Source organism: Bythopirellula sp. (assembly GCF_041737835.1).
In the GTDB taxonomy this organism is placed as follows: Bacteria; Planctomycetota; Planctomycetia; order Pirellulales; family Lacipirellulaceae; genus Bythopirellula.
The window spans coordinates 218,978-238,485 of the sequence record NZ_JBGSQY010000004.1 but is presented as its reverse complement, the minus strand read 5'-3'; the positions used below and the strand labels follow the sequence as shown (position 1 = coordinate 238,485).

Genomic DNA, 19,508 nt, shown 5'->3' with positions numbered 1-19,508 from the left:
CCATAAAACGAGAGCAGGCGCAGGTGATTGTAACTAGGCTTGCCACCAAACGCTATCTATTTTGCGCACGCGACAATCGTGGCAGTAAAATTCCCAATAATAGAAGTAACCCGCCAGCGGGGGGTTCCGGAACAGCAACAGTTACCAACAAATGATTCGGTGCATAACCATCTTGCCAATCGGCCAGATCGCCAATCGCTGGATTCCGCTGCCAAGCCAAAAAGTCGCGGCCATCGACGTCGCTATCGCAATCGAAATCACCCACGCCACAACCGATGGGAGCATCGAACACGACAACCGCGTCCAGAAACTCGCCAGTCGGGACGAGTTCGAAATCCAAGATCTCGCCTCGCAGCACGGCACCAAGTTGCCCGGAGTCGTTAAGCCCCATCCCAACGCCGTTTCCCGTTCCGCTGATCGAACCGGTAAGCCCCTGGAAGAAAATCTCGTCCACCCGCATCGGCGTGCCCTCCAAATCGATGATGTCATCCGAGGCCACAATTTTTTGGACTACACCCTCGGAATCTGTGGCGAATAGAGCAGTCGATCCGATGTCACTGAGCTGGGCACGAAATGCTACGTTTCCCGTGCGGTTCAATGCCAGATCAGTAATATTCAGGTACTCCAGCGAAGTACCGGGAGCAAAATCCCCCTGTAGGGCAAGATTCGACAGAACTCCCGGAGCGGTTTCGCGCCAGACTCCATCTTTGCCATCCGCAAGAGTGGCTGTAAATGCTGTGAGTCCAGCAGAATCGATCAAGGGTTCATTGAGCGTATCAAACGTGCTGGTCGATCCAGGAGCAGATTCGCTCTCAAAGGTAACTTTTTCCACAACTCCATCTCGCTCAGCCCAAATCCCAAGTCGTAGGTTTCCAGCAATCAGTCCGGTCAACGTGGCAGAAAATGCTACATCGCCGTCGTCATTGATTACGGGGATCGAATCGTACACATTAAAACGGCCAAAGACGGTGCTGAATGTCGTTGAAGTGCCAGGAGCAGCTTGGCCAGACAGCGCCACTGGTCGCAGTGATCCGGCGGGCGAAGTCGTCCAAATCCCTTCGGCGCCAATCGAACCTACACTGGCTCCGGCATTGGTCGAGGCACTAAAAGCTATGTGACCGGAGTCGTTTATGGTGGGCGCACGGAATTCCGTGAACAGGGCTATCCCTAACGGAAATGGTCTTGATGTTCCTGGTGCTGAATCGGCCAATTGAGCGACGTTCGAGAGGACAACACTGAATCCTTCGTTGTAAACGGAATCGCTAGGAAAATCGTTGGGAGAAGTCCCCGGGGCCAACAGTGCTCTAAATCCGATCCCACTGTGAATGTGTGCCATCGCCAGTACATCGAGTCCGTTGTAGATGCGTCCTGGGTCGGTATCGACCGCTGGCTGGCCCTGGCGGGCAATCTCCAGTAACGGATTCCCAAAGAATCTCTCGCGATCCGTGTAAATCGCCTGGATACCGCCCGTAATTTCACCCATGAAGACGACGTCTCCCAAGTCGTTGAATAAATAACTGCGCTCGGGATCATAAAAGTCAGTAAACGGAAACGAGCCCACGGTGGGTGCAATATCTCCCTCCAGCGCGACGGCTCGTAGGAGGCCGAGACCATCTCCTTCAGACCAAAGTCCGGAAGTAAAGTTAAAGTCACCATCGTTCACCGAGCCGCCGAATGCCACTAACCCACCTTCGATTAATGAGGGTGCGTCAAAACTAGAGAAAAAACCGGAGACACCGGGTGCCGAGGCATCGGTCCTCGCGACCAATCTCGGCTGAGCATGAGTGGAGGAGAAATTGACACTCAGCAGCGTTATCAAGACGAGCGCAGGTACTCTCATAGAAACGTCCTCCACAATAGGTGAAACGCCCAGTATTCTAACCGAGCAAAATCGCCCTCGCAATAAAATAGTTCAGAAGGCACCGAAATAATGCACCCGAAGCTAGGCACCTAACGGCGGAGAATACTAAAAGTTAGAACAGCATACGCAAGCAAAAGTGAAGATCCTGCAATAGGTTCGGGCACCGCGACCCCCACGACAAGAGGGTCTGTCCCAAATTCCCCCTGCCAATCAGCCAGATCGCCAACCGAGGGATTCCGCTGCCAAGCAAGGAAATCGCGGCCATCGATGTCGCCATCTCCATCGAAATCGCCACTCCCTGACGCAACAACTTCTAGCGATAGCGAATTCGCCGTTCGCAAAGTTCCCCAAGCGAGGCCCACCGGCAAGGCGGGATAATTCTCTTGAGAGAAATCGCCGCTTAAGTTTTGGGCAGAAATCAACAGCGGAAACACATCGCCCAATTGTGGTTCGTAACCTGCCGATAGTGTGACCGATAGCTCACCGTTCAAGTTCACTAAGTCACTCGCTTCGATGGGAAAGAGCTCGTCAAAGGCATCAGACGCACTCAATCGAAAATTGAGCACCGACGAGCTGCCACCAAAGTTGATCTGATCGGTCGCAAACAAACTGGCTCCAGGCATGATGAACAAATCACCATTGTTGGTCAGCGTGTCATGAAATACCGCTGAGGCACCGTTGCCAACGACAATCTGGGCGCCGCTATCATTCTGCACGCTCCCAAATATGTCGACACTTCCGGCAGTGATGGCCAATTGCGAACCCGTATTGTTATCAAGTCCTAAGTTGCCAAATCGCAGTTTCGCCCCGTTGCGACCGTCGATATCGAAGTCGTTGGTGACGCTGCCCATGGATTCTAATTCGCCACCATCTACGTCGACGAAACCAGCATTATTCAATATGCCAGTTAGGAACAATCGCTCTTCAGGGGCAACCTGCAAGCGTCCGCGAGTTGTTTGACCTTGATTATTGTTAAAGCTCGTGACTTTGATCGTGCCACTGCCTTCAATCAACCCGTGATTCGTCAGCGACTCGGAGGCTTCTAATCGGCCTTCCTCGAGTTTCAAGCGAGCTTTTGTGCCCCAGATGCTGCTTCCAACGCTCACGACGCCACCCGAAGCGATTGTCAGGAGCGAATCGCTCGCACCCGTGCTGACCGACCCAGCAGTCAGTATCGAATTGTTCCCTTCAACCAGCACCTCGCCGAGCGAACCTGCGTTGTTGGCCAACTGCAAGCTGCCCGCGATGTTCGCCTTGCCACCATTGAAAATTCTAAGTCGCCCTGTCCCTGTCGCGCCGACGATGAGACTCCCATTGGCCACGTCGAGAGTTGAGCCAGAATCCGATATCTCGATCAACCCAACCGAGTTAATGGAACTTCCCAGTGTGATACCTTCCGAAGTGCGCACGCGCCCCGCATTCGTAATGAATAAGTCTCCTTGACCCGAAGAACCGATGTTCGTTGAATCATTCACCGTCAGGTACGACATGGGATCAGTTACCAGAATTCGTCCATGCCCGGAAGCATTCACACCAACGGTCAACACACCGGTGCTGAGACGGCCTCCCAAGGTAAGATTGACCACGCCGTTGCCGCTCTGCCCGACGATTAAATCGTCAGTGAGCCATTGGCTGCCAATTCCCTCAACGACGACTTCACCGTAACCAGAACTCGCACTTCCCAATATCGTTTGGTCGGCTACGTCCATCTTGGCGAGATTCGAAACATAAACCGACCCCGTACCATTAGCCCCGACAGTAAGGTCTCCACTGGCCGAGCTCAGGCTCCAATTGGACCCAAAGCCATCCATCGTCACAATTCCAATGCTATCCGTGGCATTGCCAACCACGGAATTATTACTGCTTGTCAGCGCAGTCCCATCGGCGATGTGCATAAATCCCAAGTCATTGTCACCGATACGAAACGGGCCCGTGACAGGTCCCCCACCGCCCGGCGGGGCGGGACTTACATTGCCACCATGACTGATCACGGCATATAACTTGGAAGTAAAACTAAAGCTTATGGCCAGAAGTGCAATGACACCCACGACGGCCAGTCGGCAGAGAGAATTCATAGTTGCACCATCAAAGAAGTAAAGACTTGTCACAGGGGTAAAATTCCCTCCAGTGACAAGCCTCACATTCTCGTGCCGTCTCGAGACGGTGTCAACAAATTTTTGGAAATCACACAGCCAGCCATGTTTGCCGCAATAGCTGCATGGGCGACCGCTCGCCGCGGAATTGCCAATTCCACGATTGATCGACCAATAAGCACCGCATCATGTCGCTCATAGCCCGGGGACTGGCGCGCCATTTTTTCGCCAACGCCCACCATACCCCAGGATTTGTGGCAAGCGACCACTTCAATTTCCGCAGCCAATACTCGCTGGTGAGATAATAGTCATGCGTGCCGTCTTCTTCCTCAACAAGTGCGAAGCGCTGCTCGGCACATTTTTCGAGTTGCCCCGGCTCAGGATACCAACCACCAAAGGCTTCCACTAAATTTGCATAGTGATAACCAAAACTACCGCGCTCAAAGCTGCCATGACGACGGCGAATCTGCCGTGGATCGGCTTGCCCTGGATCGCGAAAATGAATCGCCGTGGTGACGAATTTTTGCCCCGGAGATAGCAGTGAACGGCAAATGCGAAACAGTTCTTCATAAACCAAATCATTGCGATTGGCTAACGCATCATTTAATTGGACAAAATGTTCAAGCGAACCGTTGGCTACAATGCCATGGACATGGCCGATCCAACGCTGCCCCATCTTGGGAATGTCGCGATAATCGAGAACCATCGCAGACAATCCCCGTCGCTGGCAGTCACTCGCCTGCAAGGATGAGAGCGTCAATCCCACCGCCGCGATGCCACGCTGTTGAGCTTGCTGCAAAATACGGCCGTAACCACAACCGATCTCCAAAATTTGCTCGCCCGGGAAACAATCTACTTGATCGAGTAAGTATTCCGCCTGAAGATGTTGGGCCGCGAGATATGCCTGGCGATTGTTCTTGTCATCGACGTATTTGCCATCGGTAAAGTCCTGGACCCCACCAGCGAGACAAATATCAAGCACGTCGTAACAATCGACCACGGCGTGGCGCGATGTTGTGTCAGGAGCCGCGGTTTTCGGTGCAACCACATCATGGGATAGAGCAAGAGCAGCCATAGGAATCTCCTAGCAATCATCAAGTTGAGCTGGTAAATATTTGCACACACCGTGCCGTCATCAGTGAATCAGGCGAAAACTTGACAATGTTGTTACAACAATTCAGTTCCCATGACGATTTTCCCGGCGAAACTGCCCAATCCAATTCTCCTGGTTATGGTGAGATTATTCTCGGACGCTCAAACTGGGCGCGCACCGGCCATTGGCTGGTCATTTCTAATACATAAACACCAACACTGTCATAGCCGACGTCGATTGACATCGCGACCTGCTGGTTTGCCTAACGCCGTGGAAAGGCAGCTTGCCAGTGCTGATGACTTTTCCATATTGCAAGAACGGCTATCGCATTCCAACAGCTCGTTGGGCGAAGTCTCGATTGCCCACGATCAGCTGATTGGCCGCATGGTAACTTTTAATCAGATCAAAAGTGGCTTTGGCCGATGACATCGAGAAATGGTTGGTTGATGAATACGTCGTCGGTTATCAACCAAGCCTGAAAGAGCGACTCTTGCGTTGGCTCAGGCAGCGTTCTTAGGTTACCGCAAGAAAAAATTGTACGCCGCAAAACCGGCCGTCACGCTCGTGATGAGAAACGTCATGGCGACAGCCACTCGCCCCAGCGATGACATGCGTTTCCAAGTCCGCACCAGCCAATTCCAAATCGCTCGCAACTTGGGTTCGCACCAATCAAGGGCCACCGCCATCGGCCGAAACTCTTGAGCCAGCAAGGCGAGCCCAAAAATCGCCACGAACCCGCCCGGGCCCGGCAGCCAGCCAATCGCTGCGCCACCGATCGTTAATATAAGACCGAACCCAATGGTGAGCATCCGCGCGACCGAAAAACCCGGGTTGCGTTGCCTTTGGCGAAAATCATAGAAATCGCAAAACCGACTGCCAGACTCGCCCCGTTTAAGCTGACGCAAATCGTCTTTAATAAATTCCAACATTCGTCGCCTCGTCGAGATGAAACTCCATTATCTCTACGTCGGCTAATTATAGGCAGGTTCTTGCCGAACATCAGGATTTATCGGATCCGGTCCCCCAGGAACGGGCGGTTGTGGGGGTGGATCGCCAGGCGAAGGGGGTGTGCCGATCGGATCACCCGGGTCCGGCGGTCCAGGAGAAGGCGTGGGTGGGGTCGGCACTTCAGGGTCCTGTTCCGAGTCCGTAAGTTCCGGGTCTCTGGGGTCGGGGGTTAGCTCGGGGTCTTCTCCTGGCAGACTGGCGACCACACCGTGCGACCACAGATCATGCGAAGACAAAGCAATTGTCATGGGAATCAACATAGCGTTCTCCTTGGCCACAAAGTGCCTGAAATACTTACCACATGGAGAAACGCAAATGACGTGCCTACCTGCACCGTCTATTTTTCCTTGCGAACGACCAATTCCAACACTCCAACGGCAGCATCGGCCTGCGGCCAGACTTTCATCCGCAGTCGGTCGGTCAGAAACGGTCCCGCAGGATGCACGACGTTGAACTGGTCGCGCTCGTTGGCATATTCATCTGTGTTGTATAACGGGAACGCCTGCCAAGCATTTTCCCGCCACACTTCCAGCTCCCAGCGCTGCGGGACCTGAACGCCGCCACGATCGTCGTACCAATAAACTTCAATGCTCCGCGGTTCCATCGGCTCAACCAGTTCAAATTCGAGGGTTTGCTCTTTGCCGCGCTCGGGCCAACTCGTCCACCGCGGTATCAACGTATCAAACGAATTCTTCGGTAAGCGTCCATCGATCATCGCTTCCACGTGATCTTGATCGTACGTGTGCTTGGCTTGAGCCGATTTGAACATCTGGGCATTGTCGTCGACCACAAAGGCACCTTCGCGCAACGTCGCGATATTGTCGGCCAGCCAGACAATCATCGAGCCCACGCCGCGATTATTCCAAGCGTAATAGGGAACAAGTGTGAGAGGTGTTGCTTGCAATTGGCCGTCTTTATCGAGTGATTGAGTCTCGACATTGATCGCCACGACTTTTTGTCCTGTGATGGCGAACTGTTCCACCCGGGCAGCAGCTAAATCATCCACCGATGGCGCTAGATAGTTGTAAACATGCCCCGGATTGTCGGCTGATTCCGCACAATAAACCAACGGCCCGCGCGAGTATGCCCTACGACCGCGATTTGCTTCAACTTCAGTGCGGCAGACATTGGCTCGCACTGGCATGGGAAGCTCCAAACGAACTCGATCGCCCGCCGACCATGTCCGCTTCACTTTGGCAAAGCCATTTTCGATTTCAAACGAGACCGCTTCATCATTAACAAAGAGTGCGACTTTTTCATCACTGAGATTGGCGTAACGATAAAGCTTTCCCGGCACGAGTTGATCGCCCGTCCACGTAGGGATTCGTAGCCGCACGGCAAATTCGACTGGCTGCTGGGGATTGAGGGTCAATTCAATGCGGCCATCAAACGGATAGTTCGTTTTTTCAACAACTTCAACCGGCGTGCCGTTGAGTTCAACCTTTGTTTCACTCGCGGCATACAAACAAAGCGTCAGCTCTTCGTCATCCTGGGCAAAGAGCATCCCCGGTACTTGGGGCACCAGCCTTGCGATGTTCGTCGGGCAACAAGCCGTGCCAAACCAAGGGGAACGCTCAGGTCGTCCATGATTGAAAGGCCGCAAGCCATCGGCCGCAAGTGGATTGATATAGAAAAAGTGATTCCCCTCCAAATTCATGCCGGCCAAGACATTGTTGTAGAGCGACAACTCGGCCACGTCCAAATACTTGGCTTCGCCAGTCAACAGAAACATGCGCCAATTGAAAAACACATTTCCCACGGCCGCGCACGTTTCATTGAACGCATCGTCGTTGGGCAAGAAAAAAGCGGGGCCAAAACCTTCGATGCCATGTACAGCCCCCAGCCCCCCGGTAATGTGCATGCGCGTATCAACAATATCACTCCAAATCGCCGTGAGCGCCTCGTTGTAATGGTCGACACCCAAGCTCGCCCCGACGTCGGCCATCCCCGCATAAAGATAAGTCGCCCGCACCGCATGTCCTGCTGGTGAATGTTGATTCACTACGGGCGCATGCTGCTGGGCATAAGTCGGTGAATTGACGCCCTCGCCATGCGGCACATAAGTCACACCGCGAATGTCGACAAATCGCTGTGCTGTTTTTGCATATTCCGGCTTCCCCGTCGCTTCAGCAAGCTTAACAAGCGCGAGTTCAATCTCTTCGTGACCGGGTGCTTGATTCTTAGGTTTGCCGCCGTTGTAATTCGGATCCCCGTCGAAGAACACACGCTGCACATGTTGGGCATTCCGCTCCGCCACATCGAGTAGAGTTCGCTTCCCCGTCGCACGAGAATAAGCGACCGCGGCTTCGTACAGATGGCCAACAATGTACAACTCATGACTGTGATCGACATAGCTGTATTTGCTGTCGCCCATCATCTCAATCGGCGTGTGCGGATAAAGAGTTCGCGTGGCGTTGAGATATCCGTCGGGCTCTTGCGCCCCGGCAATCACCGCGATGATCTCGTCCATTTGAGCTTCGAGCTCGGGATCGCGCTGAACCGCCAACAGATACGCGGCACTTTCCATCACTTTGAACAAATCGCTCGAGCGGTAGCGATGCGGTGGTGGAGGGTTTTTCAACTCACGCCCCGCGAGCACATCCGCCGCAGCCTTGAGATCAGATAGGGCCTCTTCCGTTTGCTCAAACGCATACGGCACAAGAATTCTTCGCTGAGTTTCTAACCGTGGCCGCCAGAAATTATCTGTGAGCGTCACGTGCTCGAAAGAGACGGGTTTCAGCCTATAGCCAACTGAAGTGTCGGCTCTGGTCGGACCGAGACCTAATCCAAGCCACAAAATCCATGCGAATGCCCAAACAAAAGCTTTCACGACGCGCCTCACGGGAAGAGAATCGAACCTGCATTCGATTATCCGTGCGGCGATTCAAGGCGTCATTGAGATTGGTTGTACAACTTATGCCACCGGAAGCGATCTATTTTGGCGATTCTGGCGAAGGCATCTCTTCTTTGGTCGTCATCACTTTTTCGTCGTCTATTTCTTTCCACTTATCCTGCGTGGGATTGCCCGGATTGCCGTCGTGCACCGTGGTTTGGGCATCGCCGCTCGTGCTTTTGCCATCCCCCGTCGTGTCGGGATGGTCCTCATGCACGTTATCGGGTGATTTGGGATCTGTTTTATACTGATCGTGCTTTTGCCATTGCTGAGCCATCACTGTACTCCATCTGATGAGTGAAGATATCACCAGTCTTAAGAAGCAAGTCGCGTGCCAGCTGACAAACTGGCGAGCATTTCTCACACAATGAGCGCCCACGAGACAGCCTGCTTACGACTGTTCCAACCATTCTTCAAAGAGTTGGTCATTCGGGGTGGCGGGGCTATCAGAATGCGCCGGTTTTGCAGATTTAAAGTAGAAGGCCCGCGATACGAACGAGCCTATCAACGAAACCACCAACAGTGAGCCAATCCCGATCCGCCACCAATCCTTTTCGCTGGCAAACGATCTCGTTGGTAACGTGCCGCGTATCATGCGGCCGATCAAAAGTGGTGCCGCACGGGGAGCAAGTTTCGCTTCTGCTCCCGCGGGGATATACCCTTGCAGCTTGAAAAAGTAACCACAGAACTTGGCTCTCTCAAAAACGGAAGCGCCAATTTTCATTCCATCCGGCAACTCCGTGGTCACCATCACGTACAAATTCCCGGGGGCATCGTCGGCCCATCCCCAAACTTCATAGAGACGCTGCGTTGGCCGTGTGCCTTGCTCAACATCGTAGGCCAGAACGCGCCGCACATTGAGTTCCTTCTGCAAAAGCTGTCCGCGAAACGTCTCCGGGCTTTGAAGCAACTGAGAATAGCTCGCTTGAACATGAGGCTGACATTTCAACTCTTCAAACGAAGTGTCTTCGGCATCACGAACGAGCTGCCAATAGGCTGGCATCTCTTCGGCCCCAAGCTCAGTGGTACGGTCGGTAACGGCTTGAAATTCCGGTGATTCGGTTAGCTGCTGAATCAAGGGCTGTTCGACGACGGCTATTTGACTCGATGCGTGTGCCAATGGCTCGGCTTGCCAATGTTGCCAAGCCAAGGCCACCAATGCCACGACTGGCGCGACGTAAGACACAAGCCGCAGGGCGCTAACTCGTGAAATCTTCATGCGATGGCTCGATCCTTGCGTCATTTTGTTTGCAGCTCCACCAACTTCAATTTGGCCAGCGAATCGCCATTGGGCAATTTCTGCTGCGTGCAGATGTCGACTACTTGCATCAACTCTTCGTAGCAAAGGTTGGCATCGACTTGCACGGTGAGCTGTTCACAATCGTCCCCCTCCCGGCAGATCGCATTGTGAACCGAGGAATTCAATTTCGCGAGATCGCTCACGACTTTGCCACCCACGGCCAGTTTTTCGATTTTGCCAGCTTCAGAGCCTTCCACCGTCACGATAATTTCTGAGTGACTTGCCTGCTGAATTTGGGACTCGGTTTGATTCTTCTCGGTAAGTTGAGGTTTCGTCACCGGCTCGGCCGCGGGAATATACGCGGCGAATTGAGCTTCATTCTGAGCCGGGTTGAACGTGAGGATAAAGAACATCAGCAATTGAAACGCCATGTCCAGCATCGCTGCCAGATTCAGCTCGATACCATCAAGCTTTCGTCGTTTGCGTCGTCTTCGCATGGGTTGTTCTTAGACTACAGCGTGCTTGCTTGGTTTGTCAGAGGCTTGTCCAAGACTTTGAGCGAGATCTTGCGAAAGCCCAGCCGTTGGCATGCCATCAAAACGTGATTTAACTTGGTAAACTCGGTTTGCTTGTCGGCACGAATCACGACGGTCGTGGAAAGCTCGTCGCCAAGTTGCAATTTTGGATTCTGCTTCTGGGATTTCTCCAGGCTGAGTCGCGCTTCTTGCTCTAAAAACTTCTCGGCATCTTGCGATTGCCCGTAAACATTCACTTCTCCCGATGCGGCCATGTTTAGCACCAACACGTCCGTTTCGGAATTTGCCGCAACGGGGCGTGCGGAGCCCATCATTGGCAGCTTGATGTTCGGATCGATCGTCGCCGCACGAAAGTTAATTACGAGCATGAAAAAGGTGATCAACTGAAACACCATGTCGAGCATGGGTGTCAGATCAGGCTCAGCCCTCGTCGCATGTTGCATTGCTGCGGACATAATCGCTCTCCGAAGATCCCATTAAGCCGCGATGGAATCACTTGCCGGTGCCGCGGGTGCGGTCCGCAATCGCGCCGCGTGGGCGAATTGACGCAGCAAACTGTCGGCCTGCAACATCGTCGAAACCGAAATCGACGCCACACGGTTACGGAACACGGCATAGAAGTAAATCGCCGGCACCGAAAGAGCCACGCCCTCAAACGTCAGTAACAGCGCTTCCGAAATGCCGCCCGCGACTTCGCTCGCTTTGAGAACCATGTCCGACATCGCGATGACGCTAAAGCTCGCAATCATGCCCTTCAATGTGCCAATCAGACCAATCATTGGACCGAGTGTTCCCAACACGGCAAGCATGCTGATGCGTTTTTCCATCTCCACGGTTTCCGCTTCGCCGTGGCGTTCCATCGTGTCGCGTGCCTCGGCCAGACCGTTGGGAAGTTCCATCAGTCCGATTTTTAGCATGCGGCAAAGATAAGAATCATGCGAGCGAACAAAATTAAACACGCTTTTCAGATCGCGTTGCTGGATAAACTCCTGGCATTGTTCCATCTGTTCGGGCGGCGCAGCGATTTCCATCCGCATCTCGGAAAACAATCGCACCGTGGTCACGACGAAATAGATCGCCAATCCCAATATGAATAAGCCGATTAGGCCGGAAGAATGAATAAACCACTGGATATAGGACTGTGTTTGCTGGACGGCTGCCTCGTTACTAGTAGCAGTTGCCTCCTGTGCCATGGCCGGCACAGTGGCTACTATTCCCAATGCTAACCAGGCAGCCAGCATCAAAGATTTGATCACGGGTTTCATCATGAACCTTTCCAAATATCTTTTGACCGCTTCTCTGCGGCTTGTGAGCCTTGTCCTCAGGCGGAACGCTTCCAAAGATTCGCTTCGCCGTCGTTGCCATCATGCATCCGCAGTTCGGGACGCTGACGGGCTGGCCGGCCGTCTTTCAATTCGTCGTCAATGATGTTGATCAGCTGTTGAACAACTTCCCCTTCGGTCTCTTGCTTCGCTTGCTGCCGGGATAAATAATTTGCCACTTGTTGGAGAGCTTGTTGCAAAGGTTTCCAGCCTGTCATGTCCATTTCACCACCAGAAGAAATCGAGACCTGCGTCGGCTGTTGCTGCAAAGCGTTCGCCATCGCGCGGGCGACCATGCTTTCCATCTTTTGCTCATCGAGTGCAGCACCTTGTTGCCCCGGTGCTCCGCCCTGAACGGCGTTCTTGAATTGAGCCGACTGTTGCTGCTGGGCGAGTTTTTCGGTCGCCTTCACCATGCTTTGCGTAAGCATCCGCAGTTGTTCCATTTGGGCCGACGAGGGATCGACGGTCTCGGCAAGCTGCGCATCGAGTTCTTCCTCCACTTTTCGGTCAACGACCGCCAGCAGCAGTTGCTCGCATTGGGTGTCAACAAACTTGTATAGCACGAGCAGAATCGACATCCCCAATGCCAAGGCAAACGTGTCGAAGGCCTGGGCCAATCCAATCGTGACCCCTTTGATCAGTTCCTCGGAATTCGTGGCGTTGAGTTGCGTGATCGCCGCGGCAATTCCTAAAACGGTCGCCAAGCTCCCCACCGCGGGCAAAGCCCACGTCAGAAACCGCGTCAAATCATAGTGATGTTCCATTTGTGCCCGATCCACATCGGCCAATTCGCTCAAATGACTAGCAAGCGATTTCGTGCCTGCGACGTTGCGGGTAACGAATTGCAAAGCATTCTTCAATCGTCGATGAAGGTAGGTGTTGTTCGAGGTGCTGCTTTCGCTGAGATTTTCGATCATGGCCTCGGCGAAAACAATTGTGCTCTCCTCATCCGAATCTTGGCGAAGCGGTTTGGTGAGCAACACTGCTTGGAAAATGATATCGACAGCCCGAATCGTCAGCGCGGCGAATCCGATCAAGAACAGCGAGGTGCAAAGATAGGCTTCCCAGCGGCTTGTCAGCGCGCGCACCAACCAGGGATCAAGCCGCTCGTCGATCGCGCCCAAGAGCACATAGAAACCGACCGAAAGCAATCCGCCCCAGAGCAGTGCCGATTGAAAGACCCTTTGAACGACGCGGTCCATCATGTTCATGTCCGAAAACTCCAAATAAAGCCTTGCGGCTGAAAGTTTGTCTTAACTCATTGCGCTCAGCTAATCGCTCCACGGGCTGAACGTTGTGGTCGAGTCGATTTTTTCTTCTTCTCTTTGCCGGAGGCTGGCTCCGAACCGTCTGCTGGTTTCAATTCCAACGCGTCGGCGTTGCCTGCGTCCTGCTTGTTCGTCTTTTCTCGGTCGTCTTCGACCGAGCTTTCAGACTTCGCGAGTTTGATAATCGCATTCTCACTCGCCGGCGCGACGGCTAGCTCAAGCCGCACAACCTGTACGACTTCTTCCACGGCAGGTGTCTCGGTTTGGGCAGCCACCTGCTCGACAGGTGTAGGCCCGCTGAAATCCCAAGACCGCAACAAGGCATAAGCCGCCACAACGTGCAGCACCGCACTTCCCACGAACAGCAAGCTCAACCGATTCACGCGCAAACTCGGACGGCAGGCCTTCGATGCCGGAGTTTTTTCGTTCTGTTCTGTGCCGGTTGTTGCCACTCTCATTCCATTCTTCGATGATTGTTAAGCCGCACGAGCGGAGTACTTCGGCTGCGAACCGACACCCGCATTCGCCGTCAACTGAGCCATGACAAACTCCGTGATGAATTCGATTTGGTTCATCGTTTTCTGAACGTGGCTTGTCAGGATGCTGGCCGCGAAGAATGCCGGCGTCGCCGCGAGCAGTCCCGCTGCCAGTGGAGCTAAGACCGAGATCGCGTTGTAATTCATCAGCGTTTTGCCGCTGCTCGATATCCCTGGCGAGTTCAAAAACTCCCACAGATCGAACACCGTTCCCAACAATCCCACCAACAGGGCCGCGAGTCCCAACGACCTTAACAAACCCAAATGCGCATCGAGTCGCAAGCGTTCTCGTGCCGCCGCGGAACGCATCACGGCTTGCACCGCCTGCGGACCAAAATCAACTTGTGATAACCCCGCCAGGACCGTGAGAGCCGGACTCGCCGGTGATTGCTGAGCCAAATCTTGAGCCCCCGACCAATCGTGAGCTCGCATCAGCGGTGCTAATTGACCGGCAAAGAGATCAACGTCGAGATGCCGCTGGACGAAGTACCACACGCGGTCGCAAATCAGCGCAAGGCTGACGATGCTCACCACAAAGAGCACAGCCAGGGCGCATTCCCCGCCAATTCCAGCAAAGCGTCCGATCAAATCGTACAACATGCCCAACAAACCTTTCGCGGGAATGCAGTCGTGAAGCCACATCCGCGCAGACTTTGTCCGAAAACCTGATCCAGCGGGTCGGAACACTAGACGAGCGCGAGAATCGCGTCAAGAGAACGGCCTGCTACCGAAGCAAATTACGGAATAAGGCGTGCTAGCAGCAATATAGTGATTCGTTCAAACAGGCGAGCGGCCGGTGTTAACCGGCTGCACGAAACTCGAACATCAGTATGGTTCACGGTTTTCCAACCGCACGCATTTCTGCCTCATACCGATCAAGCAGGCTCAAATCCGGTGGTAGCTTGTTCAATCGCAGCCACCGTTCAAACGAAACCACTTCCTTCGCCACAGGCAACGGCTTCGTCCACAACAGTCCATCGCCGCCGAAATTCACAAGCGCGTTGCCATCTTTAGAATGGGCCCGCAAAGAGAAGTCGACATCGTCCTTTTCGTAAGTCAGAAACGTGTAATCCTCACCTCGAATCCCTCGGCCATCGTGTTTCCAACCGAGGGCTTCGATCGCCTTCGTATAGATCTCCGCCGCGTTGGCAAGCGTCGATCCATCGATCTGCACCTCAATCGTCTTCTCGAGCGGATCGTATTTGGCGGTTTTCGACGCATTCAGAATGGGGAAATCCGCCGCCTCGATTCCCACGATTTCTGTTTCTTCTTCATCACCCTCCTCTTCTTCTTCAGGTGGCAACGAACCTTCCCACAGCGAGCCGTTCGACTCGCCAACCCGCACTAAGGTTTTGCCATTTTCCAATTTGGTGAGTCCGATCACCACGTTACTTTGATCCCGTAAGTAACTGAGCCAGGCGTACTCTTCCTTCATCGTGTGGCCGCCGAGGCGAATAATCCAACCCTCTCGCGCCATTTCTTTATCGTAGAAATCGCGGGCTTCCTCCAAACTCATTCCTGTGGTCGCAATCAACTTCGGATCGGTCGAACCATCGAACTCAACATACCCCGCGTCCGGCAGGACGGGCACGCTCGCGGTATTTGGAAACAGCGAATACGAAATCGTGTAGCTATCACGGTCGTCAGGGAACTTGCGCACTGACACTTTCAGCGTGGTGCCATTCTTCAGAAAATCCAGATCACGCGCATCGGTTTGCTCGCTATGTGACGTATTGAGCCGCGTGTACGGAATCCACCCCGCCTTGTGCAACAAACGCAGCAGACCCGTTTCTAGGGTCAGTAGGTCGGCTTTTGCACGATAGCTCACCGTATCTTCATTTTCATAAACTATCTCCACCGGTGCGGCGTCAAACTTTGGAATCTCACGAAGGTCTAAGTTGCCTCCGTGATTGATCATGACATTTATCTTGCCGTCGCCTGCATCGTAAAACGAAGCCGTGATCCGAAAGCCGTCCTTCTCGAACACGAGCATCATGGGATTCGGCGACGGCGTGGCCGATTCCTGCCAACCCGCTTTGTTGAGGAAATGGCGATAGAATGTTTTCGCCTCTTCAGCCGAGACCGGTACGATGCAACTCAAATTCCCGCCCCCGGCGATGCTCATCTCACTCCCGGGAAGTCGTGGCAACACGCGTAAGTTGATTACTTCGTGCATTTGCAGCGGCGTGGCGGGCACATCGTATTTCGCCAGCGCCGGGTGCAACGGTGTGAGACCCACGGCTGCACCCTGTTGGGCTGTTGCCCAGATTCTTGTCACGCCAATCTCCGAAGCAATCGCGAGCAAATTTGTCTCCGGCAACCAGCAGACATCGACGATCGCCCAGCCATAGCCCTCGATCACTTGCGTGATCCGCCGCTCGGCGAGATTCCACAACTGTACCGTGCCGCCGCTGTTAGCCGCCAGAAACTTGCCATCTGGCGAAAACACGATCTGCTCACGGCCAGAGACTTCCTGCGTGATCTCCGCCTCGGCCTTGCCGTTTTGGATATTCCAGATCACCAACTTCTCATCGCCGCCGAAGACAAATTTCATCCCATCGGGCGATCGTGCCAGCGCGGTGCTGTAGCGGTCTGCGGAAAGCTCGCGATCCAACTTGCCCGTGCTCGTGTTCCACGCGGAGATCGTCTCCCCCGCGACTGCCAACACTTGAGGCGCTACGTATTCGAGCTGTTTCACAAATTTGGTCGTGACTTCGAACTTTTTCTTTTCATTAAACTCCGGCACACTCCAGATCGTGACTTCATTGTCGTATGAAATCGTGGCAATTTCTTTCCCATCGGGCGAGATCGTAAGATCTTGAATATCGTTCGTGTAAAGCTGCTTCGTGGCGATCTCCGACTTGTCGGCGAGATTCCACGCCCGCAGCGTTCCTTCCGAATCGCCGACGGCAAACCATTGGCCATCCGGCGCGACGGCCAGCGCCTGCTGATGGCGATCGCCATCGTCGCTCGTGAGTTCAAGAAACACATGCGCGGGAGTCTTTGTATCGTCGAGCGACCACAAGATCACCCGTGAGCCAGCCACAATGAAATGCTTCCCATCGGGCAAAGCAGCGATTCGCCAGGTGAAGCTCGTTTTCTCCCATTCATAAATGCCCAAGAGTTCGAGCGGCTCAAATACCGTCGGTGTCCAAAGTGCAATCTGTTCCGCCGTCGCCGCAACGGCAGCCGGCGCGACTGCCGCCGGCGCACTGTTACCGTTAGCCGCCGTCGTCCCGACGGCGCTCTTTGCAGGTTCGCCGTCACTCTCCGCGGGCGAACCACAACCAACAACAAGTGCGAGACACGACAACGACAAAGCGAACAAAGTCAAACACTTCATGGCAATAACCTGGCGACGGGGTGCTCAAAAACCGCGTACAGGATACGTTGAAGGCCTGGCCAAATCAATTAGCGAGAACCATTCTGGTAAAATTGAGACTATGCTGACAGTTCGCACCTTCCCAACAAAAAAAACGCCACGGAGATTACTCTCCGCGGCGTTCATTACGTTTGTTTTAACCAAGCCGGGACGACTTAGCTATTTAAATCTCGAGCGCGATCTTTTCTTCCTGCACGGCCTGACGCAATTTGGTCAGCGCCCGGGCTTCGATCTGGCGGATGCGTTCCTTGGTCACGCCAAGTTCTTCGCCAACTTCTTTCAAAGTCTGCGGTTCCTTGGTGTGGTCCAAACCAAAGCGTCCGACAATGATTGCCCGTTCACGCTCATCGAGGCGGCTCAAGACGCGTTGAATCTTGCTCACACGGTCTTGTTGCACGTTCTCTTCGATGGTCGGGTTGCTGCGATTCTCTTGGGTCAGGTCGAACAACTCGTCATAGCTCGTGCGGAACCGATCGCGTTGGCGGTATTCACCGGGGATCGTCCGGGCAAAGTTCTTCATGATCGCCCAGCTGGCGTACGTGCTGAACTTGTTGCCACGGGCGTAATCGAACTTCTCCACGGCTCGCAGCAGCGACAAATTGCCGTCGCTCACGAGTTCGAAGAAATTCTGATCCGGCTTCACATGCCGCTTGGCAATCGAAACCACCAAACGCAAGTTGCACCGTGCGATCTGATTTTTGGTATCGACAATCTGCTCGTGCAGTTGTTCGATCTCATCCATCAGCGACGACTTCGGCCGTTCGTAATCGAGCTGATCGCGGAGCTTGTTCGCCTTGTACTTCAGGTAGTTGTACAGGCGGAACAAGTGCTGCTCCTGCTCGCGGGTGAGCAAAGGAATCTCATACAGGCTTGCCAAGTAAGGAGGCAAACCCGACGGACGCCGTGCCTTGCGGCCTTGCTCGACCTCGGGCATCGGTCCCAAAATCGCGTTGTCTGCACCCTTCCGCGCGAAGCGGGGGTTGTCGATAAAATCCAACGGCAATTCTTTGATCCGCTCGGCCCGCATCTCGTTGATCACGCGGTAAACGGTCGTCTTCGTGCGGTTGTAATCGCGGCAGAGCTTATCGACCGACACACCCCGACGGTAAGCGCGGAAGATGTTGCTCTTCTGCACGTCGGTCAGCGGACCAGCCCCAGCGGGGAAGATCGCCGATTCGGGATGCTCAGCATCGTAAGTCCGCAGCGCGGCACGCACGGTTTCGACGCTACGACCGGTCCGTTCAGCCAGCAGACGAGCAATCTCGCCCTGGCCGCGACCGGCATGAGCCATCTCACGCGCCCGAGCCACGAATTCATCGCGCTGCTCGTCGGTGAGTTGGCTGAACTTCGCGCCACGCTCAACACGTTCCGCATTGTTCTTGATGAACCGGTCGACGCTCGAACGCAGGAAGCCCACGCGTTTGCGACCATCGAACACCAACCGACGGCTGACAAGCCCCAGGGCTCGCCACCGCGAAATGGTTTTGGTCGACACGTTGAACTGCTTCGCCAGTTCTTCGACGGTGAAGACTTGCTCGCCGACGGCATCCGCGGCCAGCTCGATCATGTCGGACAGATCTTCCACCAACAGGCGGAGATCGTTCACCAGATCGTGACCGCTGATCTTGCGATTGCCAGCTTCGGGGAGTGGCTTGCCGTCGATCTTCGACAAGACTTCGGCAGCCGGATAGCTGTTTTCCAATTCAATGCTGGCAATGAGCTGCTCGGCGGCATCGATCCGCGCAACCATCTCACCACGCGACGCCTGTTGTTGGCTGTCGCGATACCAGCGAATCACGGGATTTTTATATTCGTTATGCATGGTCCACCTCTCTTGCTGCTCGTTCCTCTTGCCCGACCCTTCGCAATACTTGCGTGAGGCCCGCGACAATGGTGTGGTGTTCCTTGCGATTCCGTCCGCCCACGACCTTTATTAAAGGACTAATTGCCAGCTAACTTGTTACACCTTTCTTAGGAATTAAATGACCTTCCGAGCTTGTTCGCTCGACAGCTAGCAATCTTGACGCTTCTCAACCGACTGCTAGCCCTTTGTGGTCAACAGTTTGTACGCAAATAAGTGCTTTTGGGTCGAGAGAAAGTTCACAAATGCCGACAAGATTGCGCTGCTGGCAAACGACGAGAAACAACATAACTCCTTACTGAATAATACCTTGAGAATTAACTGGACATTTCCGAGCCCGACGGGAATTCGCGGAAACTACGTCGGCCAATTGGGGAGATGCGCGGTTTAGCCAAGCTTTGTGTCGTTTCTA

General features: G+C 54.0%; 16 protein-coding genes. All 16 read right to left on the bottom strand.

The window, feature by feature from the left end; all coding sequences use genetic code 11:
* Nucleotides 1-52: 52 nt before the first annotated feature.
* The 16 genes from AC6T8Q_RS02455 to AC6T8Q_RS02380 all read right to left on the bottom strand — a co-directional run bounded on the left by AC6T8Q_RS02455 (nucleotide 53) and on the right by AC6T8Q_RS02380 (nucleotide 19,057).
* Complete coding sequence (locus tag AC6T8Q_RS02455) at nucleotides 53-1,840, bottom strand: DUF7453 family protein (RefSeq protein WP_500677584.1); 1,788 nt, start codon at nucleotides 1,838-1,840, stop codon at nucleotides 53-55.
* Between the two features lie 110 nt (nucleotides 1,841-1,950).
* Entirely contained in the window at nucleotides 1,951-3,936 is a 1,986-nt protein-coding gene (locus AC6T8Q_RS02450; protein ID WP_500677583.1) for a hypothetical protein, read from the bottom strand.
* A gap of 109 nt (nucleotides 3,937-4,045) precedes the next feature.
* Nucleotides 4,046-5,029, bottom strand: a complete 984-nt coding sequence (locus AC6T8Q_RS02445; protein WP_500677582.1) for an SAM-dependent methyltransferase — start codon at nucleotides 5,027-5,029, stop codon at nucleotides 4,046-4,048.
* Between the two features lie 536 nt (nucleotides 5,030-5,565).
* The gene (locus AC6T8Q_RS02440) at nucleotides 5,566-5,976 is read right to left on the bottom strand and encodes a PGPGW domain-containing protein (protein ID WP_500677581.1); all 411 of its coding nucleotides are present in this window, start codon (nucleotides 5,974-5,976) and stop codon (nucleotides 5,566-5,568) included.
* 42 nt (nucleotides 5,977-6,018) lie between these two features.
* A complete protein-coding gene (locus tag AC6T8Q_RS02435; protein ID WP_500677580.1) occupies nucleotides 6,019-6,315 on the bottom strand; it encodes a hypothetical protein in 297 nt (98 codons plus the stop codon).
* 77 nt (nucleotides 6,316-6,392) lie between these two features.
* Nucleotides 6,393-8,771 (bottom strand): glycoside hydrolase family 127 protein, encoded by a 2,379-nt coding sequence (locus AC6T8Q_RS02430; RefSeq protein WP_500677579.1) that lies wholly within the window; start codon nucleotides 8,769-8,771, stop codon nucleotides 6,393-6,395.
* A gap of 217 nt (nucleotides 8,772-8,988) precedes the next feature.
* Nucleotides 8,989-9,225: a hypothetical protein gene (locus tag AC6T8Q_RS02425; protein ID WP_500677578.1), complete on the bottom strand. Its 237-nt coding sequence runs from the start codon at nucleotides 9,223-9,225 to the stop codon at nucleotides 8,989-8,991.
* Nucleotides 9,226-9,339: 114 nt separating this feature from the next.
* Complete coding sequence (locus AC6T8Q_RS02420; RefSeq protein ID WP_500677577.1) at nucleotides 9,340-10,167, bottom strand: hypothetical protein; 828 nt, start codon at nucleotides 10,165-10,167, stop codon at nucleotides 9,340-9,342.
* Nucleotides 10,168-10,187: 20 nt separating this feature from the next.
* The gene (locus AC6T8Q_RS02415; RefSeq protein WP_500677576.1) at nucleotides 10,188-10,685 is read right to left on the bottom strand and encodes an ExbD/TolR family protein; all 498 of its coding nucleotides are present in this window, start codon (nucleotides 10,683-10,685) and stop codon (nucleotides 10,188-10,190) included.
* Nucleotides 10,686-10,699: 14 nt separating this feature from the next.
* A complete protein-coding gene (locus AC6T8Q_RS02410; protein ID WP_500677575.1) occupies nucleotides 10,700-11,179 on the bottom strand; it encodes an ExbD/TolR family protein in 480 nt (159 codons plus the stop codon).
* Nucleotides 11,180-11,200: 21 nt separating this feature from the next.
* Nucleotides 11,201-11,989, bottom strand: coding sequence for a MotA/TolQ/ExbB proton channel family protein (locus AC6T8Q_RS02405; protein WP_500677574.1), 789 nt, complete (start codon nucleotides 11,987-11,989; stop codon nucleotides 11,201-11,203).
* Nucleotides 11,990-12,045: 56 nt separating this feature from the next.
* A complete protein-coding gene (locus AC6T8Q_RS02400; RefSeq protein ID WP_500677573.1) occupies nucleotides 12,046-13,260 on the bottom strand; it encodes a MotA/TolQ/ExbB proton channel family protein in 1,215 nt (404 codons plus the stop codon).
* A gap of 56 nt (nucleotides 13,261-13,316) precedes the next feature.
* Nucleotides 13,317-13,775, bottom strand: coding sequence for a hypothetical protein (locus tag AC6T8Q_RS02395; protein ID WP_500677572.1), 459 nt, complete (start codon nucleotides 13,773-13,775; stop codon nucleotides 13,317-13,319).
* Between the two features lie 18 nt (nucleotides 13,776-13,793).
* Entirely contained in the window at nucleotides 13,794-14,453 is a 660-nt protein-coding gene (locus tag AC6T8Q_RS02390) for a MotA/TolQ/ExbB proton channel family protein (RefSeq protein ID WP_500677571.1), read from the bottom strand.
* A gap of 235 nt (nucleotides 14,454-14,688) precedes the next feature.
* The gene (locus AC6T8Q_RS02385; RefSeq protein ID WP_500677570.1) at nucleotides 14,689-17,196 is read right to left on the bottom strand and encodes a WD40 repeat domain-containing protein; all 2,508 of its coding nucleotides are present in this window, start codon (nucleotides 17,194-17,196) and stop codon (nucleotides 14,689-14,691) included.
* Between the two features lie 202 nt (nucleotides 17,197-17,398).
* Nucleotides 17,399-19,057, bottom strand: coding sequence for a sigma-70 family RNA polymerase sigma factor (locus AC6T8Q_RS02380; protein ID WP_500677569.1), 1,659 nt, complete (start codon nucleotides 19,055-19,057; stop codon nucleotides 17,399-17,401).
* Nucleotides 19,058-19,508: the final 451 nt, after the last annotated feature.